General features: G+C 67.9%; 31 protein-coding genes. 24 read left to right on the forward strand and 7 right to left on the reverse strand.

All coding sequences use genetic code 11. The annotated features are described in order from the left end of the window. Positions 1–20: 20 nt before the first annotated feature. A complete protein-coding gene (locus tag IU459_RS04450) occupies positions 21–575 on the reverse strand; it encodes a hypothetical protein (RefSeq protein WP_195128120.1) in 555 nt (184 codons plus the stop codon). Beyond that, a complete protein-coding gene (locus IU459_RS04455; protein WP_195128121.1) occupies positions 575–2335 on the reverse strand; it encodes a DEAD/DEAH box helicase in 1761 nt (586 codons plus the stop codon). Before IU459_RS04455 ends, IU459_RS04450 begins: the two co-directional genes overlap by 1 nt. 308 nt (positions 2336–2643) lie before the next feature. On the opposite strand from IU459_RS04455, the gene IU459_RS04460 reads away from it, so the two are divergent. Then, entirely contained in the window at positions 2644–3360 is a 717-nt protein-coding gene (locus tag IU459_RS04460) for a TetR/AcrR family transcriptional regulator C-terminal domain-containing protein (protein ID WP_195128204.1), read from the forward strand. Between the two features lie 105 nt (positions 3361–3465). Here the strand turns inward: IU459_RS04460 and IU459_RS04465 are convergent, their stop codons facing one another. Next, positions 3466–3660, reverse strand: coding sequence for a DUF7455 domain-containing protein (locus IU459_RS04465; RefSeq protein WP_036538000.1), 195 nt, complete (start codon positions 3658–3660; stop codon positions 3466–3468). Between the two features lie 276 nt (positions 3661–3936). Here IU459_RS04465 and IU459_RS04470 point away from each other — a divergent pair, with 276 nt between their 5' ends. Further along, on the forward strand, positions 3937–4296 hold the full coding sequence (locus IU459_RS04470) for a DUF952 domain-containing protein (RefSeq protein ID WP_324198735.1): 360 nt from the start codon (positions 3937–3939) through the stop codon (positions 4294–4296). Here the strand turns inward: IU459_RS04470 and IU459_RS04475 are convergent, their stop codons facing one another. Together IU459_RS04475 and IU459_RS04480 are read right to left on the reverse strand one after the other, a co-directional pair. Next, a complete protein-coding gene (locus IU459_RS04475; RefSeq protein WP_195128123.1) occupies positions 4297–4944 on the reverse strand; it encodes a response regulator transcription factor in 648 nt (215 codons plus the stop codon). After that, positions 4941–6131 (reverse strand): sensor histidine kinase, encoded by a 1191-nt coding sequence (locus tag IU459_RS04480; protein ID WP_195128124.1) that lies wholly within the window; start codon positions 6129–6131, stop codon positions 4941–4943. Before IU459_RS04480 ends, IU459_RS04475 begins: the two co-directional genes overlap by 4 nt. A gap of 93 nt (positions 6132–6224) precedes the next feature. Between IU459_RS04480 and IU459_RS04485 the strand changes: the two genes are divergently transcribed. The 3 genes from IU459_RS04485 to IU459_RS04495 all read left to right on the forward strand — a co-directional run bounded on the left by IU459_RS04485 (position 6225) and on the right by IU459_RS04495 (position 8908). Then, the gene (locus IU459_RS04485) at positions 6225–6707 is read left to right on the forward strand and encodes a cation:proton antiporter regulatory subunit (protein WP_195128125.1); all 483 of its coding nucleotides are present in this window, start codon (positions 6225–6227) and stop codon (positions 6705–6707) included. A gap of 4 nt (positions 6708–6711) precedes the next feature. Further along, complete coding sequence (locus IU459_RS04490; RefSeq protein WP_195128126.1) at positions 6712–7896, forward strand: cation:proton antiporter; 1185 nt, start codon at positions 6712–6714, stop codon at positions 7894–7896. 355 nt (positions 7897–8251) lie between these two features. Further along, a complete protein-coding gene (locus IU459_RS04495; RefSeq protein ID WP_195128127.1) occupies positions 8252–8908 on the forward strand; it encodes an HAD family hydrolase in 657 nt (218 codons plus the stop codon). A 1-nt stretch (position 8909) separates the two neighbouring features. Here IU459_RS04495 and IU459_RS04500 read toward each other — a convergent pair whose 3' ends face one another. Continuing rightward, complete coding sequence (locus IU459_RS04500) at positions 8910–9788, reverse strand: hypothetical protein (RefSeq protein WP_228837297.1); 879 nt, start codon at positions 9786–9788, stop codon at positions 8910–8912. Between the two features lie 542 nt (positions 9789–10330). On the opposite strand from IU459_RS04500, the gene IU459_RS04505 reads away from it, so the two are divergent. The 19 genes from IU459_RS04505 (at position 10331) to IU459_RS04595 (ending at position 22690) form a co-directional block, all read left to right on the forward strand. Beyond that, complete coding sequence (locus IU459_RS04505; protein WP_195128129.1) at positions 10331–10558, forward strand: helix-turn-helix domain-containing protein; 228 nt, start codon at positions 10331–10333, stop codon at positions 10556–10558. Then, positions 10555–10830: a hypothetical protein gene (locus tag IU459_RS04510; protein ID WP_195128130.1), complete on the forward strand. Its 276-nt coding sequence runs from the start codon at positions 10555–10557 to the stop codon at positions 10828–10830. The genes IU459_RS04505 and IU459_RS04510 overlap by 4 nt, the downstream gene beginning before the upstream one ends. Next, positions 10830–10979, forward strand: coding sequence for a hypothetical protein (locus tag IU459_RS04515; protein WP_195128131.1), 150 nt, complete (start codon positions 10830–10832; stop codon positions 10977–10979). Before IU459_RS04510 ends, IU459_RS04515 begins: the two co-directional genes overlap by 1 nt. Next, a complete protein-coding gene (locus IU459_RS04520; RefSeq protein WP_195128132.1) occupies positions 10976–11338 on the forward strand; it encodes a hypothetical protein in 363 nt (120 codons plus the stop codon). The genes IU459_RS04515 and IU459_RS04520 overlap by 4 nt, the downstream gene beginning before the upstream one ends. Further along, complete coding sequence (locus IU459_RS04525; protein ID WP_195128133.1) at positions 11335–11679, forward strand: hypothetical protein; 345 nt, start codon at positions 11335–11337, stop codon at positions 11677–11679. Before IU459_RS04520 ends, IU459_RS04525 begins: the two co-directional genes overlap by 4 nt. Then, the gene (locus IU459_RS04530; protein ID WP_195128134.1) at positions 11676–12002 is read left to right on the forward strand and encodes a hypothetical protein; all 327 of its coding nucleotides are present in this window, start codon (positions 11676–11678) and stop codon (positions 12000–12002) included. Before IU459_RS04525 ends, IU459_RS04530 begins: the two co-directional genes overlap by 4 nt. Then, positions 11999–12403, forward strand: coding sequence for a hypothetical protein (locus IU459_RS04535; protein WP_195128135.1), 405 nt, complete (start codon positions 11999–12001; stop codon positions 12401–12403). Before IU459_RS04530 ends, IU459_RS04535 begins: the two co-directional genes overlap by 4 nt. A gap of 65 nt (positions 12404–12468) precedes the next feature. Further along, positions 12469–13350 carry a helix-turn-helix domain-containing protein gene (locus IU459_RS04540; RefSeq protein ID WP_195128136.1) on the forward strand — a complete coding sequence of 294 codons (882 nt, stop codon included), beginning with the start codon at positions 12469–12471 and terminating at the stop codon, positions 13348–13350. Next, entirely contained in the window at positions 13347–14444 is a 1098-nt protein-coding gene (locus IU459_RS04545; RefSeq protein ID WP_195128137.1) for a hypothetical protein, read from the forward strand. Before IU459_RS04540 ends, IU459_RS04545 begins: the two co-directional genes overlap by 4 nt. Then, the gene (locus IU459_RS04550; RefSeq protein ID WP_195128138.1) at positions 14441–16474 is read left to right on the forward strand and encodes a hypothetical protein; all 2034 of its coding nucleotides are present in this window, start codon (positions 14441–14443) and stop codon (positions 16472–16474) included. The genes IU459_RS04545 and IU459_RS04550 overlap by 4 nt, the downstream gene beginning before the upstream one ends. Positions 16475–16513: 39 nt before the next feature. Beyond that, on the forward strand, positions 16514–17116 hold the full coding sequence (locus tag IU459_RS04555) for a hypothetical protein (RefSeq protein WP_195128139.1): 603 nt from the start codon (positions 16514–16516) through the stop codon (positions 17114–17116). A 23-nt stretch (positions 17117–17139) separates the two neighbouring features. After that, positions 17140–17514, forward strand: coding sequence for a hypothetical protein (locus IU459_RS04560; RefSeq protein ID WP_195128140.1), 375 nt, complete (start codon positions 17140–17142; stop codon positions 17512–17514). Positions 17515–17542: 28 nt separating this feature from the next. Next, on the forward strand, positions 17543–19144 hold the full coding sequence (locus IU459_RS04565) for a hypothetical protein (RefSeq protein WP_195128141.1): 1602 nt from the start codon (positions 17543–17545) through the stop codon (positions 19142–19144). Next, positions 19144–19545: a hypothetical protein gene (locus IU459_RS04570; protein WP_195128142.1), complete on the forward strand. Its 402-nt coding sequence runs from the start codon at positions 19144–19146 to the stop codon at positions 19543–19545. The genes IU459_RS04565 and IU459_RS04570 overlap by 1 nt, the downstream gene beginning before the upstream one ends. 1 nt (position 19546) lies before the next feature. Further along, positions 19547–19966 carry a hypothetical protein gene (locus IU459_RS04575; protein WP_195128143.1) on the forward strand — a complete coding sequence of 140 codons (420 nt, stop codon included), beginning with the start codon at positions 19547–19549 and terminating at the stop codon, positions 19964–19966. Then, positions 19963–20304 (forward strand): hypothetical protein, encoded by a 342-nt coding sequence (locus tag IU459_RS04580; RefSeq protein WP_195128144.1) that lies wholly within the window; start codon positions 19963–19965, stop codon positions 20302–20304. The genes IU459_RS04575 and IU459_RS04580 overlap by 4 nt, the downstream gene beginning before the upstream one ends. Positions 20305–20306: 2 nt before the next feature. Beyond that, positions 20307–21332: a toprim domain-containing protein gene (locus IU459_RS04585; protein ID WP_195128145.1), complete on the forward strand. Its 1026-nt coding sequence runs from the start codon at positions 20307–20309 to the stop codon at positions 21330–21332. Positions 21333–21362: 30 nt separating this feature from the next. Continuing rightward, complete coding sequence (locus IU459_RS04590; RefSeq protein ID WP_195128146.1) at positions 21363–21707, forward strand: hypothetical protein; 345 nt, start codon at positions 21363–21365, stop codon at positions 21705–21707. 41 nt (positions 21708–21748) lie between these two features. Next, a complete protein-coding gene (locus tag IU459_RS04595) occupies positions 21749–22690 on the forward strand; it encodes a sigma factor-like helix-turn-helix DNA-binding protein (RefSeq protein WP_195128147.1) in 942 nt (313 codons plus the stop codon). A 690-nt stretch (positions 22691–23380) separates the two neighbouring features. Here the strand turns inward: IU459_RS04595 and IU459_RS04600 are convergent. Beyond that, a complete protein-coding gene (locus tag IU459_RS04600; RefSeq protein WP_228837403.1) occupies positions 23381–23650 on the reverse strand; it encodes a tetratricopeptide repeat protein in 270 nt (89 codons plus the stop codon). Positions 23651–23810 lie beyond the last annotated feature (160 nt).

The raw sequence follows: 23810 nt of genomic DNA on the forward strand, positions 1-23810 counted from the left end.
ACCGACCTGGCCCCGGTCGCTCAGGCCGGCGCCGTCGTGAAGAACCGCGACGGATCGAGCGCGCTGATCGGCGTCCATCGCGCTGGTGGCGCCGACTCGTCCGAATCCTGCGGGCTCGCAGCGAAATAGCCCTGGATCTCCAGGGCGAGCCGTGGGTTCTCGTCGACCTTGCGCGCCATCTCGTAATAGACGGCGAGAACGTGCACGCACCGCACCGATCGTGCCGTGCAGGAGCAGTCGGTGCCCGCCAGGACCGGGGCGAGCGGGATTCCCGCCGCCGCGATCGCGCGATGCATGTCGTCGGTCAGCACGGACGGGTCCGGCACGATCGCGGCGATGGCCGTGATCGTCGCCCTGGTCAGCGGCGCCACTTCCAGGTGGGTCAGTGAGGCCTGACCGCCACGGTGAATGGTGGCCCGCACGACCCGTCCCTCGACGGTGACCTGCACGCCGCTGTTGCGTGCGATGCTGCGGGCGCGCGGGAGCAGGGGATCGGGTCGGGTCTGGCGCAGCGGCTCGGCGAGGCGCACCCAGTCCATGCCCCAGGCGGTATAGCCGAATTCGTTGTCCGCCATCAGTTCTCCCTTTTGCGGCGCAGGATCTCGATGAGCTGTTCGTCGCCGAGCGCGGCGAGAGCCGCGATGCCGGGTGCGTCGCCGAGGTCGGTCAGGGCCGCCTTGCGGTCGTGCATGCCCGCGATGTGCTCCTCCACGGTCGTGGCCGAGGTGAGTGTGGTGACGGTGACGGTGCGGGTCTGGCCGATCCGGTGGGCGCGGTCGGAGGCTTGGGCCTCCACCGCCGGGTTCCACCAGCGGTCGAAGTGGATGACATCGGCGGCGCGGGTCAGGGTGAGCCCGGTGCCCGCCGCGCGCAGGCTCAGCACCAGTATCGGCGGCCCGTCCTCGGCCTGGAACCGGGACACGATCTCGGCGCGTTCGGCCTGGTTCAGCCCGCCGTGGAAGAACGGCGCCGTCACCCCGAACTGCTCGGCGACATGGCGCACGAGCAGCTCACCGGTGCCGCGGTACTGGGTGAACACCAAGGTGGGGCTGGCGGTATCGAGATTGGTGGCCAGGATGTCGGTGCACAGGTCGAGTTTTCCGGATCGGCCGGCCAGCTCGCGCAGCTCACCGGTGACCAGCCCGGGATGGTTGCACACCTGCTTGAGCGAGGTCAGTGCGGCGAGCACGCGGCCGTGGCGCTCGATGCCCGCACCGAATCCGTCGTCGACGGCCTGGGCGAGCAGCTGATCGTAGAGCCGCTCCTGCTCGGTGGTGAGGTCGCAGAGCAGGTCGCTGTGGATCTTCGCGGGCAGCGCCGCAGCGACCTGACTCTTCTTGCGCGCCAGCACGACCGGTTCGATGGTGTCGCGCAACCGCGCCGCCGCGGTCGCTGAACCGTCCTGGATCGGCCGCACGAATCGCCGCCGGAACTGGGTGCGGTGCCCGAACAACTGTGGCGTCACCAGGTTCAGCAGCGCCCACAGCTCGTCGAGGTGGTTCTCCACGGGTGTGCCGGTCAGCGCGACCGTCGCGGCCGCGTCGATCGCCCGCGCCGCCTTCGCGACCTGGGTGCGCGGATTCTTCACCGCCTGCGCCTCGTCGAATACGGCCGTCGCCCAGCGCTGTCCGGTCAACAGGCGTCCATGCAGCCGCATGGTGGGATACCCGGTGACGACGACCGTCGCCGCGTCGGCCGCGATCTCGCCGCCGCGCCACGCGATCACGCGTAGGCCCGGCGCGAACCGGCCGATCTCGTGCGCCCAGTTGCCGACCAGCGAGGTCGGACAGACTACGAGTTGCGGCCCCGCCTCGGCACGGTCGAGCAAGAAACCGATGGTCTGCACGGTTTTGCCGAGGCCCATCTCGTCGGCGAGCACCGCGCCACCGTGTGTGTCCACGGTTTCGCGCAACCAGCCCACCCCGCGTGCCTGGTAGGGCCGCAGCTGCGCCTTCAGCGTTGCGCGCAGGTCCGCCGCCACGGCCTCGGTGTCACGCAATACCCGCAGCGCGCGCTGCGCCGACACGACCGAGGTGCCGGACGCATCCGGCACGGCATGCGCGGCTGTCGGCAGTTCGGGGTCGTCGGGCGCTTCCGGGACCGGCTCGGTGCGGGCGGTGCGCAGGATGTCCTGCCAGAGCAGGATCGAATGTCCCGGGTGCTCGACCGTCAGATCCGCGAAATCGTCCGGGCCCAGCAGCGCGGCGTCGACGTCGGTGACCTCGAGCGCGCCGTCGGCACCGGCGGGAAGCACCAGCGCGAGTGTCTCGCGGTCGCCAGAGCCGCGCGGGGCCGGTCCGGTACCCCTTCCCGCCCACGTCCACAGGGCGAACATGTGCCGATCCGGCAGGTATGTGGCGTGTGTGCTGGACAGAGCGCACTCCTCAAATCAACGTATAGTGTACGGAGTATCGTGACAACGTACACCGTACTGGATTTGTTCCGAGGAGTGCCGTGAGCGAGCGTCAGCGAGTGAACCGAGAACACAGCGCGCCCTCGCGCACGACGGAGCCGAGCGCCGGTCGTGAGCGCGCGTCAGTGAGGGAATCGGAGACGCAGAGCGAACTCGCGCACGAGGGAGCCGAGCGCCGGCGAGGCGCAGTCGTGAGCGAGGAGATCTCCGTCGAACAGGCGAAACAGGTGATGACACTGCTGTGGCGGCACGCGCGTCCCGCGCGTCCCGCGGGACGCGGCCCCAAGCAGACCGTCAGCGTCGACGCGGTGGTCGCGGCAGCGGTCGCACTGGCGGACCGAGAGGGCTACGAGAAGGTCTCCATTCGCGCGGTCGCGGCGGAGCTGGGGCTACGGCCGATGAGTCTCTACACGTATGTGCCGAGCAAAGAGGCGCTCACGCTCCTCATGGTCGACGCGGTGGCAGACGAGGACGCACCCATTGCGGGTGAACTCCCCCCGCGCGAGCGCATGGCGACGCTGGCCCGCCAGGTTCGGGCGGAACTGATCGCGCACCCCTGGCTGCTCGAGGTGCCCCCGTGGCGGCTGGTGCTCGGTCCGGGACGGATGCGCCGCTACGAACGGCAGCTCGCCGCGATCGAGGGGATCGGCCTGCCGGACGTGGCGATGGATCGGGTGATCGCCGTGCTGTCGGAGTTCGCGACCGGCAACGCGCGCATGGCGGTCGCCGCCGCCCGCGAGACCCGCAGGATGAGCGATACACGCTGGTGGGAGGTGCATGGTCCGCTGCTCACGGAGGTCATGCCGCCGAGTGAGTTCCCGCTGGCATCGCGGGTGGGCGCGACGGTGGGCGAGTTGTACCAGGCGCCCGCCGACCCGGACGGCGCGTTCGACTACGGGCTGGCCAGGCTGCTGGACGGCATCCTCGGCGCGGTGCCTGCGCGCTGACCGGGCGCCGGACACGCCAGCAGCGGGCGACCTGTGGGTCGCCCGCTGCCGATGGTTGACGGTGTTCTGTTGTCCGATGCTGTTGTGTCAGGACGCGAGGAGCGATCAGAGCGCGGGAGCGGACTCCGTGTCGATCACGGCGTCGAGCTCACGCAGCCGATCCATGTGTTCGTTCGCGTGGTGCTGGCAGAAGAGCAACTCTCCACCCGCGGGAAGTACGGCGCGCACTCGCGCCGCCGCCCCGCAACGGTCGCAACGATCGACCGCGGTCAGTGGGGTGCTTGTCAGGGTTCCTGGCATGACTCCTCCGTCCTGGCTCCCGGTCCCGTCGACCGTTCACCTGGTGTGGGGCCCGTGGTCACTCACCACGAGCTCGCTACCGCTACTTCCCAGCAGGGGTATGACTACTCTGTCAGACGTTCGGGACGGGGGACTTTGTTCCCGCGAATGATTCAGTGTGTTTTCGATAACACGACCTGGGATTTCGCTACGGGCGAACGCCACAGGTCAGGTTGTCGATGTGCACTCCATCACATCCTCGATCGGCCGATCCAGTTGTCCACCCGGAGATTACCCGTGACCTACGACACTCACACGCTGGTTCATCTATGCACTTCGGCGGAGTGGCTTTCCGCCCGGCAAATCGGGGAGTATCGCGCGCCCTCGCTCGGTGCGGCGGGGTTCATCCACCTCTCGGCGCCGGGGCAGGTACACCTGCCCGCGAACCGGTTGTTCGCGGGACGACGCGATCTGGTGCTGCTGCGCATCGACCCCGGCCGGGTGGGCTCGCCGATCAAATGGGAGCCGGGCGTGCCGAGCGACCCGGAGTCGATGCTCTTCCCTCATCTGTACGGGCCGCTGCCGCTGGTGGCGGTCACCGCGGTCGAGGAGTACCTGCCCGGCGTGGACGGGACATTCGCCCCGCTCGCCGGGTGATCACCGGTCGCGGATCTCCCGAGCGAGGATCGCGGCCTGAACCCGTGACCGCACACCGAGTTTCATCAGCACCCGCGAGACGTGCGTCTTGACCGTTGTCTCGCCGATGAACAGCCTGGCCGCGATCTGCGCGTTGGACAGACCGTCGCCGAGGCAGTGGAGCACTTCGCGTTCCCGCTCGGTGAGCTCCTCCAGCCCGGCCGGGACGGATTGCGACACAGCCTGATTCGACGCGGCGAATGCCGAGATCACAGACTTTGTCACTTCCGGGGCCAGTACGCCGTCACCTGCGGCGACCGAGCGCACCGCCTCGACCAGCGAGTTCCCCGACGCGGACTTCAGCACGAACCCCGACGCGCCGGCGCGCAGCGCGCGAAAGACGTACTCGTCCAGGTCGAACGTGGTCAGAATGAGTACCCTGGCCGAACTGTCGGCGGTGATCCGCTCGGTCGCTGCGATCCCGTCCATCCCGGGCATCCGCACGTCCATCAGCACGACCTGCGGCCGCAGCGCGGTGGCCTGCGCGATCGCGATATCGCCGTCGGCGGCCTCGCCGACCACCTCGATGTCGTCCTCGACGTCCAGGATCATCCGCAGTCCCGCGCGGATCGCCGCGTGGTCGTCGGCGATCACCACCCGGATCGTCATGACGCGCTCGGGGAGCCGAACGGCAAGCGGGCCAGCACTTCCCAGCAGCCGGAATCCATCCCCACACGAAGACTTCCGCCGAGCGCCGCAGCACGCTCGCGCATGTTCACCAGTCCGCGGTGCCCGGCCTGCGCCGCCGCATGGTGCGGCCGCACCGAGACGGCCGGGTTGCGGATCGTCACGCTCAACACTTCGTCCGCGGCGCGCACATCGATCGAGACCTCCTGTCCCGGAGCGTGTTTCATCGCGTTGGTCAACGCCTCCTGAACGATCCGGTAGGCGGCCTGGTCGACGGCGCTCGGCAGCGCCGCGCCGTCGAGCGCTTCGTGCACCCGCACCGAGATCCCCGCCGCACGTGCCGCGTCCACGAGGATCGATAGCTGGGCCAGCCTGCGGGGCGCGGCTACCTCCTCGGCCCCGTCGCTGTGCAGCAGACCGATCATGGTGCGCATCTCCTGCAGCGCGCCGACACTGTTGGAACGGATGGATCGCAGGATTCCGGCGACCGCGGGGTCGCCGTCGCCGCGGGCGAGCCTCCGCAACGCCGCCTCGGACTGGATGGCGATGGCCGACAGATGACCGGCGATCACGTCGTGCAGGTCGCGTGCCATCGTGGTGCGCTCGTCGGCGACGGCCGCGCGCCGGTCGAGTTCGGCGACCAGGGTCAACGCCTGCGCGCGTGTGCGCTCGGCAGCCGCGATCTCTTTGTGCGTGCGCACCGAGTTCGCCCACCAGAGCGGCGTCGCCACGAAACTGAACACCGCCACCAGCGCCAGCGCGACCGCACGCGGGTCGGCGGTCAGCGCCAGGGTGAGGATCACCATCAGGGCGGAGAACACCGACCAGCACAGCGTCGTGGTCCGCGAGGCCCGGCGCCCGGCGTAGAGCACGGCGGAATAGATCAGGTCGGCGTAGACGAGCCACACCGGCAGCGTCGCGCCGAGCCAGGCGTCCACCAGCAGGGGAACCAGTCCACCGAGCATGGCCGCCATCGGATTCCGGCGCCGGAAGAACGTCCCCAGGCACACCGCCAGCAGCACGCCGAACCGCACCCACAGCGACAGCTGCGTGCCACGCTCGGTCATCGTGGACAAGCCGGTGAGATACAGCGCGGTGCCGCCGGCGAACACGATCACCGCGCCGAGCGCGTCCCGCGTTCTCTCGGGTATCTCCGACCACCGCCGCACGGCTCCATCACAGCACAGGGCACACGACGCGCCATCGGCCGAAGTGATGACGGAACGGTTCAACGGCTGCGACATCCGGCTAATCTGGAGGGCGTGAACGTCGACGTCACCGCACTACCCGGCATCGGTGTCCGCAAGGACTTCGAAGTGCGCTCCGGTCGCCGAATCGGCGTGGTCGCCCACCGCGACGGTGATATCGACCTGATCGTCTCCAAGCTCGAGGATCCGGATGCCTGCGCCGCGCAGATCCCGCTGACCACCGACGAGGCGGCGGTGCTGGCCAATCTGCTCGGCGCGCCCCAGCTGGTCGCCAAGCTCAACGACGACCACCGCGACCTGCCCGGGATCACCACCCGGCAGCTACCGATCGCCGATGAGTCGCCCTACGACGGGCGCACCCTCGGCGAGACCCAGATGCGCACCCGCACCAAGGTCTCCATCGTCGCGGTCATGCGGGCGGGACAGCTGCATCCCTCGCCCGGTCCCGATTTCACCTTCACCGCGGGCGACCTGCTCGTGGTCGTCGGCACCCCGGAGGGTCTCGATGCCGCCGCGAAGATCTTGACGCACGGCTGAGCACGTGACGGACACCGCGCTCGCCCTGATCGAGCTCGGAGCGGTTCTCTTCGCCCTCGGCATGCTGGGTCGCGTCGCGGGCCGAGTCGGTATGTCACCGATCCCGCTGTACCTGATCGGCGGTGTCGCCTTCGGGCAGGGCGGTGTCATCGAACTCCATTCGGCCTACGAATTCGGCCATATCGCCGGAGAAATCGGCGTGGTGCTGCTGCTATTGCTGCTCGGGCTGGAGTACACCGCCACGGAACTGGTCACCGGACTGCGCCGCTCCTGGGCCGCCGGAATCGTCGACATCGCCGTCAACGCGACGCCCGGCGCGGTGGTGGCCCTGATGCTGGGCTGGGGTTTCACCGGCGCGATCACCATGGCGGGCGTCACCTACATCTCCTCCTCGGGCATCGTGGCGAAAGTCCTCGACGATCTCGGCCGCCTCGGCAACCGCGAGACGCCGGTGATCTTGTCCATCCTGGTGTTCGAGGATCTGGCGATGGCGGTGTACCTGCCGATCCTGACCACGGTGCTGGCCGGGCTGAGCTGGATGAGCGGAATGCGCGCACTGGGAGTGGCGCTGGTGACGATCACCCTGGTACTCCTGGTGGCGCTGCGGTACGGCCGCCACGTCTCGGCGATCGTCGACAGCGCGGACCGTGAAGTGTTCCTGCTGACGTTGCTCGGCGGGGCGCTGCTGGTGGCGGGCGTCTCCTCAGCGTTGAGCGTGTCGGCGGCGGTCGGCGCGTTCCTGCTGGGTATCGCGATCTCGGGGTCGACGGCGTACGAGGCGGCGAGGCTTCTCGAACCGCTGCGCGACCTGTTCGCGGCGATCTTCTTCGTGGCGTTCGGACTCAATACCGATCCGCGGGCGATTCCGCCGGTGCTGGGCTGGGCGATCGCGCTGGCGGTGGTCACGCTGGCCACGAAGGTGGCCACCGGCTGGTGGGCCGCGGCCAGGCAGGGCATCCGCCGGATGGGCCGGGCCAGGGCGGGCGCGGCGCTGGTGGCACGAGGCGAATTCTCCATCGTCATCGCGGGATTGGCGGTGGGCGCGGGTGCGATGGACGGGCAGCTCACCGCACTCGCGTCGACCTATGTGCTGCTGATGGCGGTGCTCGGCCCGATCGCGGCACGAGTGGTCGAGCCGATGGTGGGGTTGCTGCAACGCCGCGCGCGTCCCGAGCCCGCGATCTCCTGATCAGACGACGATGCACGGCGCCTGCTGGCGCGGCGGCGGTAAGCCGACGGGTGTGGACGGCCGAGCGGAAACGCCGCCGTTCCTTCTCGTGGTCGGCGAGAAATGCGGAATGAGCCGCAGAACAGCTGTTCTGCGGCTCATTCCAGAATCTGTCTCAGTCCAGGTAGTCGCGGACTACGAGCGTGTGAACGCTGTGCATCTCCAGGGAAGACCGGCGTTACCACTGAACGCTGTAGCCGCCGATATCTTGGAGTGAGCTTGATCCGGCTTGAACGGGAGCTTGCATCTTGCTCCGGTTCTTGCTGCACCGCTCCCGCAGACCGGATGGCAGGCGGACCGCGGTACCCTGACGGGCGTGATTTCTGCGGTCGTCTTCGATGTCGGTGAAACCCTGGTGGATGAGACGCGGGAGTATGGCACTTGGGCCGACTGGCTTGGCGTGCCGCGTCACACGTTCGCAGCGGTTTTCGGTGCCGTGATCGCGTCCGGACTTGACTACCGCGAGACTTTCCAGGTGTTTCGTCCAGGCTTCGATCTCACTGAGCAGAGGGAGGCCCGGGCCGCCGCGGGCCAGCCTGAGTGGTTCGGTGAAGACGACCTGTACGCGGATGTGCGACCCGCCCTCAGCAAGCTCCAGAAGATGGGCGTGTGGGTTGGTGTCGTCGGAAACCAGACGGTCCGGGCGGGAACGCTGCTCCGGCAGCTTGACCTGCCCACTGATTTCATTGCAACTTCCGATGACTGGGGTGTCCAGAAGCCCGACCCCGAGTTCTTCGTGAGGGTGATCGAGGCTGCCGGGCGACCGGCGGAAGAAATCATCTATGTCGGCGATCGGATCGACAACGATGTTGCACCGGCGAAGGCAGTCGGCATGCGTACCGCGTACGTCCGCCGAGGCCCTTGGGGCTGGATTCATCGAGACAAGAAGGAGGTCGCTGAGCTGTCAGACTGGCAGATCAGCGACCTTACGGAACTTGCTGGGATCGTTGCTACTGAAAACGGGTCCGCCTGAACTAACTGATCAGCGAGTTCACCGTGGTGTGCCAGTCGTACAGACGCTCGTCCAGTGCTCGGACCGCGGGCAGCGAGTCCCACTGACGAAGTGACTGCCGCACGGCCTTGATGCGATCAAGGGCGGTGGCATACCAGTTTCGTGCGAGAAGATCGAGTGCTTCCTCGAGCAAGCTGCACGCGGCCTCCGGGTTCTTCTCCAGAACGCAAGCAGCCGCGGCATCGGCCAGGTAGATCGGCTTCTGTTTGACCTCTTCAGGAGGCAGATCGCCGATGACCGCTACCAACGTCTCGCGTGCTTCACGGCCACGCCCTGCAGTGAGCAGCGTGTTGCCTTTGAATCCAGCCAGTCGTGTCGGCGAGAACCAATCCATCCACGATGGAGACGGATCGGTATCAGCGCTGTGGCCCCTGTACGCCTCTTCCGCGTGGTGAATCAGTGCTAGTGCGCGTCGTGTATCTCCAAATCGGGTTTCAACCTCAGCCTCAACGGCGTCGAGCCATGCCGTGAATTCGGCGTTTGCGCCGCCCCGTCGAGCGAACGCCCGGGCAGCCCGGACCCGTTCACGCGCCTCCTCTGCGCGCGCCGCATCGCCAGAGAAAGCCGGCGCGAACGCCATGTGCGCCAGTGCCGCGGCGCCGAGCTGCGAGTCGGACGCCTCATGTGCTGCTTGGAGGGCTAGGACGAGACTTGTGTGCGCTGCCTCTGGTTGCTGAAGGTCGAAGAACTCCAGCCTGCCAGCAAGCAGATTCGATTCTGAAACGGCGCGGGCAAGGACTTCTTTTGCGGCGCCAGGTACCTGCGGCAGCAGGTCGATTCCGAGCCGTGCATGCTCAGCAACGAGCCGATGCAGTCGCGCCGCCGGGATGGACCAATACAAGTGGCGATGCGAGACGGTGACCGTCGTGAAATCTGTTGCAACAGAAGGCGGAAGCTGATGCCCTGCCGCGTTGTGGAGCCGTTGACCAGCTGGGAAACGCGGCTCGGACAGGGCTCCGTTGCGATCAGTGGTTGGCCGTTCGTCCGCCCATGGGGGAGCGAATCCAAGCTCAGTGATCGGGCGGCGAAATAGTGCCTCAAGGGCCGATACATGGTCGTGGTGAGGCCACGGCGGCTCTGCTGACTCCCATCTACGCACTGTCCGGGGAGCAACCTCGGCTCGCAGTCCGATCTCACGGGCTGTGTCAGTCAGCGCCTTCGCCAAAGCCGCTTGAGACCGGATACCGAGAGCCTGCCTGGCTGCGCGAAGTGCTGCGTTACCTGCGGTTGACATGAGGACAGTCTAGTGCTGCCGTGCGGCCGTTGCATCAGAAAGGGCCATGATTTGGCCTATCAGTGACCTATATTTTGGCCTTTTTTAGGTCTTTGTGCCGAGAGACCCTGTCCTGGAAGAAGTTTCCGGATTTCCCAGGAGGACTCTCGATGACGCTCAATCTCCCTTCTATCCAGGTCCCCGAAGACCTCATCACCGTTAGAACTGCGGCGTCGCTTGTCGACGTCGACGCCAAGACCATCAAGAACTGGATCAAGGCGGGCGATCTACAGGGGTGGCTGGTCAACGGACGTCGATGGCGGGTTCGTCGCACTGCGGTGCTTGCACTCGTTCAGCCGGCCGACGCGTCCACTGCTGTCGGCGGTGGTGCCGAATGAGCACTACGCCAAGTGACCGCACTCTCCGTGCGCGGATTGCCGCGCACGAATCCTGGTCGCGGACCGAGAATCGCGCGGCGCGGACTGCAAAGGCACGCGATGCGCTGCTGGTGAAGTTCGATCGCCTGGTTGATCCAGATGGGCTGCTCAGTCCTGAGGAGCGCGCCTACCGCTCGGCGCAGGCTCGGAAGGCGCACTACATCCGGCTCGCGCTGAAGTCGGCGCAGGCTCGCCGTCGTCGGGGTCAGAACCACAAGGGCGGTGAGTTGTGATGCGCGCCCGGACATTCGGTTTCGCTGTGGCCGCGGTGTCGGTCGGGTTCCTGACGCTTACCCACCCGGAAGTAGTCGGGTTCACGGTGATGCTGCTGGGCGCGGTGGCGTTCTGGCGTGTGTCGCGGCGGTGGGGGGTTCGGCGATGAGCGTCAACGAGCCGTTGCACGATCCGGCTGACCTGTTGGACGAGTTGGACGCGGTCATCCGTGAGCAGGAGTTGTTGCGGCTGCGGGCGATTGCGTTGCAGGCCCGCTACCGGGCGTTGGAGCCGTTCGCGGGCCGGTACGACAAGCCGGGCAATACGCCGTGGGCGTGCGACGAGTACGGCGAGCTCAACGTCAAGTACACGGCGGAGGGTCTTGGTTCCGCGGCAGACGACATGGCCAGGACGCTGAAGTACGGGCTGCGATACGTGCGCGGTCTGGCGGCGAAGGTGCGTGAGTATCCGCAGCCGGAGCGTGAGCAGGTCGACCGGTCGCGGGTTGAGCGGGGGCGGTCGCGGTGACGGCGTCGTGGCGGCAGGACCCGCCTGTTCGGGGGTACACGGTCACCCATTTCGACCGCCGTGGTGGTCACAACCCGTTGCATTCGATGGCCGGTCCGGAGTTCACCGGGGTCGGTGCGGTGTACGCCCCGTTGGGGCTGTTACCGCCGATGGTGCGGGTCGCTGCGTTCGCTGTGCTGCTGCTCGTCGCGATGGGTGGTTGCACGGCGGCCTGGATCGATCAGCAGGACTACGTGCCGTCGCCGAATGTCTGCCGTCCGGTGGATGCCGGGGTTCCGCCGGAGCCGGCGGGGTCGTGTGTGCCACGTGAACAGCTGTCGCCGCAGGTGGTGACGCGATGAGCACCGAGAACGAGCGTCGCCGCGAGCACGCGGAGTTGGAGGCGGAGTTCCAGCGCCTGGACACCGCTCTTGGCGTGTTGAGCGACATGCTCGACGGCGCTGTCGAGTCTTCGCGGGCGAAGGACTGGACCGGCATCGCGTTCGAGAGGTCGCGCATCGCACAGACCGACTCGCTCAAGCAGGTCCATGCCGAGCAACGCGCGGTCTGGGATCGGCTGCTGGATTACCGGCACGGCCCGGAGGTGGCGGCCCAGATCCGAGCCCGTGTCGCCGAACGTGATGCCGAGCAGCGGCGTACGCAGCGTCCGGGGCGGTCGCGATGAGCAGCCGTTTTCACGATCCGGATGGTAAGCGGTTCGGTATTCCGACCTGGCCGTGGGGTTTGGCGCCGCAGCATCTGCGGACCCGCCGCCAGCTCGCCCGGGAGGGTAAGAGCCCGAGTCGTGAGTACGAGGCGCAGGTGCTGCGGGCGCGGGGCGGTTCGCGGGGTCCGCTGAAGGCGCACCTGTACGACGCGGAAAACGCGGTGCCGAAGCGTGTCTCATCGGAGGCGCAGTTGGAGGCGTTGCAGCTGGCGCGCTGGCAGCGCTCGGTCAATGCGTGTGAGCGCCGTGGCATCGATGCGACGGAGATGCGGGAGTTCATCTTGCAGGCTCGGGCGGATATCGCCGCGCGCCGCGGGTCGGCTGGTCGCAACCGTGAGGGTCGGGAGCGGAGCCGATGAGCGCGGCGGGCCGGTTTCCGGTGTGCCCGTGCGGGTGCGGCGGCCCTGGGTCTGAGGGTCGGGGGTTGTGTTCGCCTGCCTACAACCGGTTGCGGCGTCGTCAGATGGCCTACGGCCGGTGGCAGCCGCGCGTCGAGGCGGGTGAGGCGCGGGCGCATGTCGAGCGGTTGCTGGGTGCGGGGTTGCGGAAGGCGCATGTGGCGGCGTTGGCCGGGGTCTCCAAGGCGACGGTCGTGAACGTCACCCGCGCCGGCACCGAACGCATCAGCGCCGATATCGAACGCGCACTCCTCGCTGTCGAGGTCCCGGAGCGCGTCGCGGACGTCGCCGACGGCAACGCGCGGGTGCCGATCACTGGCGCCCGCCGGCGGGTGCAGGCGCTGGTGGCGTTCGGTTACCCGCAATCGCATCTGGCGAGGGAGCTGGGGATCGATCCCAGTCACGCGACGTTCGCGGCGTTGGTGCAGCGCCGTCTGCCGGTCGGCCACACCGGTCAGACGATCTCCGCGGAGCGGGAGCGGGCGATCAAGGCATTGTTCGACCGGTTGCAGCTGACGCCGGGTCCGTCGCAGCGGGCCCGGGACTACGGCCGGAAGCGGAAGTGGGCGTTGCCGTTCGAGTGGGACGAAACCGCCCTGGACGACCCGCGCGGTCGCCCGCAGCGGGGGCGCTGGACGCCGCCGAGCAGGACCGAACGCCGTGACGCGCGCCGGGAGCAAGTAGCGGCGCTGACCGCACAGGGGCTGTCGGCCGATCAGGTCGCCGAGCAACTGGGGGTCACGGCCCGCACCGTCGTCCGCGACCGCGCGGAAGCGGACAAGGCGGGACCTCAGTCGTCGCAATGGCATTCGGAGATCGCGGCGATGGGCGAGGTCGCGGTCCAGGCGCGTCGCGATATCGCCGCCCGCCGCGCGGCCCCTATCGATCGAAGGGAGCGAACCCGATGAACCACAACACGAAGACGGCGGCGCGGCCGGATCGCTACGCGGGGTTGGAGTTCGACTACCGCGATCAGATCATCGCCGGTCTGCGTGCCGCCGGCGCGACGTATCAGGAGATCGCCCGCACGCTCGGTGTCCGGGCGCGGCAGGTCGAACAGGTCCTCGGTGAGGTCGCCGCGCTGCGGGCCCGGGAGGTCAGCCAAGCCGAGATCGCGCGGCGGGTCGGGTTGCCGCGCACCACCGTTCAGGACCTTCTGCGCGGTGAGCGGGTGAGCCGGTCGACGCCGCGCAAGACCCAAGCGTTGCGCGGGTTGGTGGACATGCACGGCATGCAGTTGGACGTGCTGGGCTGGTTTCTGGGCATGGAACGCAACCACGTCTACAGCCTTGCCAAGCGGCTGCACGCCGAGGGCCGCATCTACGAGCTGGAAGACGTGCAGGCCGGGGAGAAGTGGGTGGTCCCGACGCGGGTGACCGCCGCTCGTTACCTCGGGTGGCGTCCCGCCGATTGGCATCCCCCGTTGGGGTTGGCCGAGCACTACCGCGCGGTGGCTCAAGCCCGAATCATGCTCGTCGGTTCCGACCCGCAGCTGTGGGTGTCCGAGCGCGTATTGCGGCATCGGGTCGACGCGACCGCCACCGGCAAGCCCAAGACCGCCGAGGTGGAGGTATCCACCGGGCACGAGCCGCGGTTGGGTCGCCCGCACGTGCACGACGGCCGGTTCCTCGGTGTGGTGAAGGGCCGTCACGGCTGGTGGGCGGTCGAGGTCGAGTTGTCGAAGAAGGACCCCGAGTACATGGATATCGCGCTGCGAGGCGCGATCCGCGCCGCCCGCGACAGCCGCGAGGAAGCGATGGTCGGCGTGCTGTACCTGTGCCGCACCCCCGCCGTGTTCAAGAACGTCACCGCGGCATCGGAGCGGTTGCCAGACAAAGAGTTCGGTGATCTCGCGCTGGACCTGGTGATCCGTGACTTCGACAGCGAGTGGGCGAAGTTCCTGCCCCGCTACGCCGCGATGCGCGAAGCCGCCAAGCAGCAAAGCCCCAACCGGCGCCGTCGCCGCAACCTCATTCATCTCACTCAGGAAGCAGCATCATGAGCAACCCGAATTGCACTCCGATCCTCACTCCCGACGACTGCGACCCTTTGCACACCGCCACCCCGGCTGTGCCCTCGATCAGCCAGGGGCCGCCGCCGACGGTCGTGCAGGACCCGCCGCCGTCCATCGAGATTCACCCCGAGAAGCCGCCGATCCGCCAGCTCGACGGCATCGACCTCCCCGACTTTTCGGCGGTCGGTGACTTCGCGGCCACAGCCACGGTGTGCGGTCTGGTGATCGTGGCCATGCTGGTCATGATCGTTGCGGTCGCGGCGCGGTGGCCGCTGGCGCCGCACCGGCTGCGGAACTTCGCCATTGCCTCCCTGCTGCTGCCCGCCACGTCGGCGCTGGCCGGCGGTTCCTGGACCACCCCCGCCTCCCTCTTGTGGTCCGGTGCCAGCCAGCTCGCCGATGGTGACTGGTCGGGGCTGCGGATGATGCTCGCCCTCGGTGTTGCGTTCGCGGCGTTGACCGCCACCTATGTGTGGGCGAAGTTCGTGCACAAGACCCACACCGTGGGGCTCAAGAGCTTGGGGCGCACGGAGCGGGTGAAGGACGCGATGCTGGCCCGCCAGTTCGCGCGGGCGGCGAGGGCCGCACGGCTGGGTGCGCCCTACACCACAGCGGACGGGATCGTGCTGGGTCCGTTGGCCAACCGCGCCACCGCGAAGACCCCAGGGTTGTGGCAGGAGCTGACCGCGCGACACCAGCAGTGGATGGTGATCCCGCACAAGCAAGCCCGCCGCCACCTCGCCGCCGTCGCCACCACCGGTGGCGGCAAAACCGAGCTGATCAAACGCTATTTCGCCGGGATGCTCGAATACGAGTGGACCCGCTGGCAGCAGTGGAAAGACGTGCCCGGCATGCGGGCCAAGCACCCGCGCCCGCTGCAGGTGCTCATCTCCTGCAAAGGCGGCCTGGACGACGAAGAACTCGGCCGCGAGATCCGCGACATCGCCCAAAGAAGGGGCATCGACCCCGCTCGCATCGCGATCGTGCGCCCGGGTGGGGACCGGCTGGAGCTGTGGAAACCCCTGTCCGCCCGCGACATGTGGGGCGTGGTCGGTGACCTGCTGAATGCCGGTCAGGCCACCACCAGCGAGGGCCAGCATTTCGATGAGATGCGCCGCCGCATCGTCTCGCTCGTGGTCAACGCGCCGGTGGGGCCGCCGCGCTCGTCGGCGGAGTTCTTGGAGCGGTTGAACGCCGATGTGCTGCTCGACCTTTGGGGCGGTGCTCCGGATGTGAAGCGGATGATCGCCGCGTTGCAGGCGGAGAAGGTGCCGCAACTGGATGACGCCCTGATCAAAGCGTCGAACTTGTTCGATCTGTTGCAGGACCAGCACGGGCGCATGGTGTTCGACGGCGGTAAGGACCTCGACGACCTCGACGTGCTGTATGTGACCGTGCCCGGGTTGGACAAGGACGCCGCCCGCGCTCAGGTCGCCGCGATCCTGCGCATGGTCATGCTGCGCGCTGGGCGCACCGCCAAGGACCAGCGGCGTTCGGTGACGGTGATCATCGACGAGGTTTCCGCGACCACCACCGAACAAGGCTCGATCGGCTTGGTCGATGTGTGTGAGCGGGGCCGTTCCCAGGGTGTGGCGTTGCTGTTCGCCGCCCAGTCCCAGGAAGGTCTGGCCCGGGATGAGTGGAGCCTGAAGCGGCTGCTGAAGGCATGCGCGGGTGGGTTGATCCTCGGCTACAACGAGAACGCCGGCGACCTGTGCGAACACCTCGGGTCCGTGCACGGCATGCTGCCAAGCCGCCATCTGATCAAGGGGCAGCGCACCGGCGACGAAGGCCAGGTCTCGATCGGCGAGAAATGGCTGATCAGCCCGGACGTGCTGCGGCAGCTCGACACCGGCGAATTCGTCTACGGCCGCGGCCGCCGCGCCCAATGGGGCCACGTCGTGCAAGTCAAACCCACCGAACTCACCCCGCTGCCGGGCACCCCCGCCGCCGAAGCCGCCGCAAAGGCCAAAACGAGCGGCAAGCCGCAGACCACCGGCGACACAGCCGTCGCCTGACCCTTCCCGCAACCCCAATTCGATTGAGAGGCAACACCTATGCGCATGATCCGTGACAACAACGACCACAACAGCGAAGACCCCGACGAGGGCCGCAGGCCCGCCAGCGAGCGGGATCAGGCCGAGATCCTCGCCGAGGAGATCGAGGACTACCTCGCCGACGTCCTGGCCTGCGCCCCACCTGACACTCAGGACTTCGAATCGGCGGCGCCACAGCCACGGCCGACGCTGCGCCTGGTGAAGACCGACGCCACCACCACCAGCACCGACCCGGACTGCGATAAGCCGCTCGATCCGGAGGTGTTCGCCGCGGCCGGGCGCGCAGCCCGCCGGCGGGCGGCACGCGTCGCGGCGGGCGGCTCCGCTGTTGTGGTCACCGCAACCGTGCTCGCCACCTGGGAACAGCCGTGGACCGTCACCGGCCCGCTCGCCGTCTACGGCACGGCGTGGCTGGCCTACCTGTGGTGGAACGCCGCCCTGCGCCCCAGCATCCCCGACGTCATCGGCAGCGCCATCAACGGTGTCAGCACGGCATTCGCCGTCATCGCCACCGCCATCACCGCGATCGTGCGCGGCCTGGCCAACCGCCGCGACACCGAGCCGGAAAACCAGCCTGCCAGTTCGGCGGCGCCGTCCCTGTAGCCCGACCAGTGAGAGGAATCCCCATGTCCGAGAACATGAACGACCCGATCCTGCCGATTCCGTGCGAGCTGGACCGGCAGCTGTGGGAGTTCGAAGAGCGCATCGAGCAGGTGCGCCGCGACCTGCTGACGATGCAGTGGCAGTTCAGCGAACTCCAGTGCGCGCCCGAGTCGATCGCCGTCGATTCGCTCGGTGAGCCGATCGACCCACAGCAGGCCACCGAGCGGGTGATCACCGCGCTGGTCGCCGCCGACGCGGCCCTGAGCGCGACCGCCGACACGATCGGCGGCGCCCGCCGCTACTCCAACCGGCTCAAACTCACCGACACCGCCGCCGAGGTGCGCGACCAGCGCCTCACCGCCGCCAAGCGCCGCCAGCGTCCCGACCGCTCCCGATAACCCCTATCCGAGAAAGGAATCCATCACCATGTCTGACCGCAGCGTCGAAGACGAGTTGATCGCCGAGGCCCGCAAGTTCGGCCACTCCCTCACCCACATGCTCCGGTTGCACGCCCAAGCCACCAACTGGTTGGAGCGGCGGAAGGTGCGCAAGCAGATCAGTTTGGCGTTGCGTGAACAGCGCCGCGCCGAGGAAACCGCCCGCAAGCACCAGTTGGTGTGGACACAGGGGATAGTCGACCGCTACCGCGCCCACGCCCTCGCGGTCGCCGAACGCGCGCACAACCCGAGCGTGGACCACGAACGCCGCTACCGCGACGCGCAATCGCTGACCCGGCACGCGAACGACCTGCGCGCCCGCATCGTGGCCAATGACCGGCTGACCAAAACCGAACAGGGCATCGCCCTCGACGGGCTGGACGCGGCCACCACATTCCCGCAGTTCGAGCCGGGCCGGTTGTTCCACAAGGCGCACAAGGTCCGCGGCATCGACGCGTTGCGCTACCGCGCGCAAGTCGCCCGCACCATCCGCGAGCAACGGACCCACAACCCGCCGCGCGAGCAGCGGCGAGCGCCGACGCCGGAGCAGGCCGAAGCGATCCAGCAGATCCGCCGCGCCGAGATCGACGGCGACGCTGCTCGGTGGTCGCAGCAGCGTCATGCGATGCGGCAACGTGCCGCGTCCGACGCCGTGCAGGCGGGACTGTCGAATCAGCAGATCACCCAGGAGTTCAACGACGCCCCCGTGAACTCCCTCTACCGTACGACCATCACCTCGCGGTACGGCACACACCAGCACGACGAGCCGGTCGGGTTGCACGCCACCGAGCCCGAAGCCGCGGTGTGGGCGGCCGGTCGTGTCAAGGGCACCTACTGGGGACCTGGAGTGAGCCTGTCGGTCACCACCACTGATAGCGATGGCCGGCGCCGGTTCTATTCGGGCCAGGGCAATCCGGAATTCGTCGCCGACGAGGTCATGCAGTGGCGTGACCGGGCCCCGAGCCGGAACGCCGAGGTCACCGGTGTGCGGGAACTCGACGAGCGTCTGCGTGGGGGCGACCGCACCGACCCACCTCCCGAGCAGCCCCGCCCAGACCACGACCGGTTGGCCGAGGTCGAGCGCCAGCTCCAAGACATGATCGCTGATCGCGACCGGCTCGGCTCACGGGTGGGGATGCTGCAGCGCGGTCTCGACTCTGTCACCGCCGACCGAAATGAGATGCGTCGCAAGCTCGATTCCGCTGAAGGGCATATCGAGGCGTTGAAGAACCGCAACCTGCGGTTGGCGTCCGAGATCGGCGAGTTGCGGGACCGGCCGGGTGTCGAGCAGTTGATCGCCGAGCGTGACCAGTTCAAGCAGCAACGCGACGAAGCGGTGCGCAAACTCGTCCAGTTCACGCCCGAGCAGCAGCGCTACGGCAACCGCCAGCGCAGCAACGGTAACGGCGGCAAATCCGAGCCGACCACGGAATCGGGTCGGCAGTCCGGCGACACCGGTCCGGTGGGCAAGCGCGCCAGCTACCTGCGCGACGTCGGGACCGGCCACGAGCAGGCCGGTCCGGACACCCAGTCGTGGCCGCGTCCGGGTCGGAATGGTCAGGGCCGCAACGGTATCGAGAGGAGCCGGTGATGCAGCGCGAGCATGAGGAAGCAATGCGCGCCGATTTCGACACTGCTGAGCGGATCAATGCCGGAGCCTTCCAGGATTTCCGCGCCGGGCAGTGCACTCACGCGGAGTTCCAGCAGCGGATCGAGGCGTATGCCGCGATCGGGGACCGGTGGGTCGAGGGCCCCTATCGGGAGCACTGGGTGTATCTCCGCGACGCCTGCACCAACTGGTACCTGCACCCGCAGGAGATGCAGCGCAAGCTCGCCGACATCGAAGCCGGCCACGAGCCCGCACACGACGGTTTCTCAGATGTCCAGCAGCGCAGCATCATCCAGGCCCGCGAGATCGAACAGCGCCGCCACACAGAACGCGACCACATCCAGCAACAACAGCAGCACCGGCGAATCGGAAGGAGCCGCTGAGATGGAACGCGAGCACGAGGAAGCGATGCGCGCCGATTTCACCACCTACGCCGAGCTTGAGCGGCAGATGTTTCGGCCGTCGGTCACCGAATACGAGATCCAGCTCATCGACGTGCGACAGCATGAGCTGGCTGGCCGCTGGGAGTCCGGCCCGCATGCCGAGCACTGGCGCTACCTGTCCGACGCCTACGAGGACTGGCGGCAGGCGCCAGACACCATGTTCCGGATCCTCGACAACATCGACCACAACGGCGGCGAAGGGGTCACCGACCTGCAGCACCGCAGTCTGCGCCAGGCCGGGCAACTGGCCGGTCGAAATAGCGAGAAAGTCCGCGACGCCGCCCGCCGCTACACCGACCGCGCCACCTCCCAGCAGCCCACGCCCCGATCGGGCCGCGGACAGATCGAGCGGGGGCGGTGAGCATGCACATCGAGCACGAAGAAGCGATGCGCGAAGCGTTCACCGAAGTCGACCGGCTGTCCCGGTTGCGGGACCGGCCGGGCGCCAGCGAGGCCGAGGTCCACAGCTTGTACGCCCAGTCGCAGGCGATCGACCGCGGGTGGCGCAACGGCCCGCATCCGGGGGAGTGGAAGTACCTGAACGACGTGCATGACATGTGGTCGCGTTCACCCAGCACCATGCGGCGGATGCTCGCCTCGCCGGGCGCTGGCGGGTTGGACGGGGTGCAGCGGCGCAGTATCGAGCAGGCCCGCATCCTCACCGCCGCCGCGCGGCCCCAGATAGAGCGGGGACGGTAACGATGACCGAACCGACACCGCAGCAAGGCCGTTCGTATCAGGTAGTGACCGACGCCCTGATCCGCCGAGTTGGTCCGGCCAGGTTCCCGCGGGAGCCGCAGCAGTGGACGAACTACCTGTGCCCGGTGCATGAGGGCGACGGCCACCACCACAACCCGTCGCTGGGTGTGCGCTATGACCCGCGGCAGAGCAAGACGATCGTGCGGTGCTGGGCACGCTGCGACGACCAGGAAGTCCTCGACCGGATCGGTCTTTCGGTCCGGGACATGTTCGACCGCCTGCCCGAACGCACCCACCAGCGGGGCTCCGCCCGTCGACCTTTCGAGGCCGGCGGGCGGGCCGCCCGCCCGCCGGTGCGGGTGGTGTCGCCGGTGGAGAAGGCGATCCAGGCCGCGCGGTTCCCGCTTCCGGTGAAGCGGGATCTGGGTGCGCAGATCGGACCGCCGGAACCGGTGGACACCTACGTCTACCGGTGGCCGGGCGGCCGGGTGGAAGGCGCAGTGGTGCGTCTGCACACGCCGCACGAACACGGGCACGCCAAGTCGTTCTACCAGCGGCGGTGGACCGGAACCGAATGGGAGAACAACGGTTTCGCGTCGATCCCGTGGAAGCTCGCCGACATTCGTGAAGCCCTCGACACCGGCCGTGAGCTGTATGTGTGCGAGGGCGAGAAGGACGTGCAGCGCGCGAACCGGGCTGGGCAGCTGGCGACGTGCAACGCGATGGGCGCCGGGAAATGGACCGACGAACACGCCCGCTGGCTGGCAGGAGCGGCCCGTGTGATCGTGGTCGCCGACCGCGATCGCCCCGGCTACCGGCACGCCGCCCGCGTCGCCGAAACCCTCACTGGCTGCGTCGGCGAAGTCCGGGTGATGCAGGCCCGCTCCGGCAAGGACCTCGCTGATCACTTCGACGCCGGATACGACCTGACTGACCTCGAACCGGTCCCGTACCTGGACCGCCCCCACCAGCAGCAGGAGCGATTTCGCACCCCGGCCATGAGCCGGGGCCGCACCCGCAGCCGCTGAACTGACCACAAACGAAGGGAAACAACAGACATGACCAACGCAGACCCGGGCGAGATCTACCAGCGTGCCAGCGAACTCGAGCGCGCCATGCTCGCCGCGACCACTGCCGCAAACAATCCGGACCTGGCCTATCCCGACTGGCCTGACACCAAGCCGTTGCCCGACCTCGGGCACCGGGAGGTCGCCGCCGAGATCGCCTATTACAGCTTCCTCGACGAGCACCGCGCCGAACTGGGACAGCACCCCGATTTCCGCATCGAGTACGGCGTGCTCGACGCCCTGGCCGCCGAGCAGCGCAGCGTGACCGACCTGTTCACCGACACCGGCGACCCCGAGGACCGTCACCGCGACAGCGACCGACGTCGCAGCCGGTGAGTCCTCCGCACCGATCACACCTGAGAGGAGAACCCTGAATCATGATCGAGAACGTGACCGGTGCGGAGGCGGTGCGCAGCAACGACGCTGCGCACCACAGCGCACCAACCAATGCACAACCCGGTGCGCGCGCCACCGCAAACCCGCTGCGGGCGTGGCCGGTTCTGCTGCTCGCATTGCCCGCGTTCGTGGCGATCTGGTCCGGTTGGGTCGGGCTTGGGCAGTTGACCGGATTCGGCCCGGTCCGCCCGTTGCCCGGTATTGCTGACGGTCTGGAGATCAATTCGGCGATCACGCTGCCGATCGGGATGGAGACCTACGCTTCGTATGCGCTGTATGTGTGGCTGTCGGGGCGGATCCGTTCGGACCGAACCCGCAGCTACGCGAAGTGGTCAGCCTTCGGCAGCCTCATCCTCGGCGCGGTCGGGCAGGTCGCCTACCACCTGATGAAGGCCGCTGGGGTCACCTCCGCGCCGTGGCCGGTCACCGTCCTCGTAGCGTGCCTGCCGGTTGCCGTGCTGGGCATGGGGGCTGCGCTGGCGCACATGATCGGCCGTGAGCACCACACCGCACCGACCGTGCGCCCCGAACCAGAACTAGCGCACCAGCCTGAACCAGTACGCACCGTCTCGGTGCGCGAGATCCACACCGAAACCCGGTCGACCTCTACCGAGCTGAGCGCCCACCGGGCGACACCGGAGTTGGACGGTGCGCATCAGACGAAGATCGAGGCCCCTGTGTACTACGAATCCACAAGTGCACCGAAGCGCACCGACCGGTGGGTGACGGTGGCGCAGCGGGTGTGCAGTGCCGACCCTGCCGGGCGCCGTGACCCCGACACGGTCGCCGCGATCCTGCGGTTACGACATGAGGAAGGTTGGTCGCACGCCCGGATTGCCGAGCGTGTCGAGGTCAGCTCGTCCACCGTCACCCGCACTCTTGCGGCAGCGCAGGCCCACACCACCTCACCGAACGACGAGTAGCCGAGAAACGGTGATGGGCCGTAATGCCGTCGCTTTGATATCAGGAATGCAAGCTGGGCCCGCCGAGCGTCGGCGGGCCCAGTGTCATGTCCGGAGGTATTCGCGGTGCTGAGTAGCTGCCTATCGGCTGATCGCTTCCTGGCTAGTTAATCCACCGCGCTCCTGGTTTCGTCCCCCAGCCTTTGGTCTTGCGCACGTACAGCCGCAGCCGCGGCGTGCCGTCGTCTTGCCCATCTGCCTGGGCATCGCTGTCTCTGTCATCGTCGGACCGTTGGCTGGCATCCCCCTCCGGATCGACGGCGCGAGCATCGTGTGGCCATCCTCCTGGGCAGCGCCCTGAGCGTGGCACTCACAATCAGCGCCGCCTTCATCACCCCTGTTCGCCCTGCCGTCCTAGCGGGCGCCGGACCACAACCCAATCCGGCCAACCGACGGACCGCTCGGCATCCGCCCAGTGGGCCTGCAAGGACGTCAGGATCCGGATGCGGTCGCGAAACGGGGTGTTGGGATACGTGTCGCCACGGCTGTACGACAACGAGTCAACACAGTTGTTGGACGGTTGTACCTTTCGACAATGTCGATCGACACATAACCGGCGCGGGTGACCTGGCCTTCCGAACACCACCACGCCGAGGCGCAGGAGTGCCCAAGAACCGAACGATTCTCGACACTCTCCTGTTGCCAAGCACTTCAACTTTCGGCGTCGTCGAGTTCCCCCCATTTCTCAAGCAAGCGGCTGAGTCTACCCAGAATGTATGCGGTGTCGGTGTCGGTGTCGGTGTCGGTGTCGGTGTCGGTGTCGAGGGCGCGGCGGTACCAGGTTTCGGCTTCGGTGAGATCACCCTGCGCCAGGAACAGGCCGCCGAGTTTGACCATGGCGTACGCGTAGTCGGGATCGGTGTCGAGGGCGCGGTGGTACCAGGTTTCGGCTTCGGTGAGATCACCCCGCGCCTGGAACAGGTCACCGAGGCTGCGCTTGGCGTATGCGTCATCTGAGGTTCACCCCGAGGAGTGGACACCGAGTTAGCAGGATCGTTGGTTCTGCTGGTAAGGATGTTCGTTATGCCTCCTCGCAAGCGTCGGTCGTTTACGGCCGAGTACAAGGTTGAGGCTGCTCACC

The organism is Nocardia amamiensis (genome assembly GCF_015477605.1).
GTDB classification, from domain to species: domain Bacteria; phylum Actinomycetota; class Actinomycetes; order Mycobacteriales; family Mycobacteriaceae; genus Nocardia; species Nocardia amamiensis_A.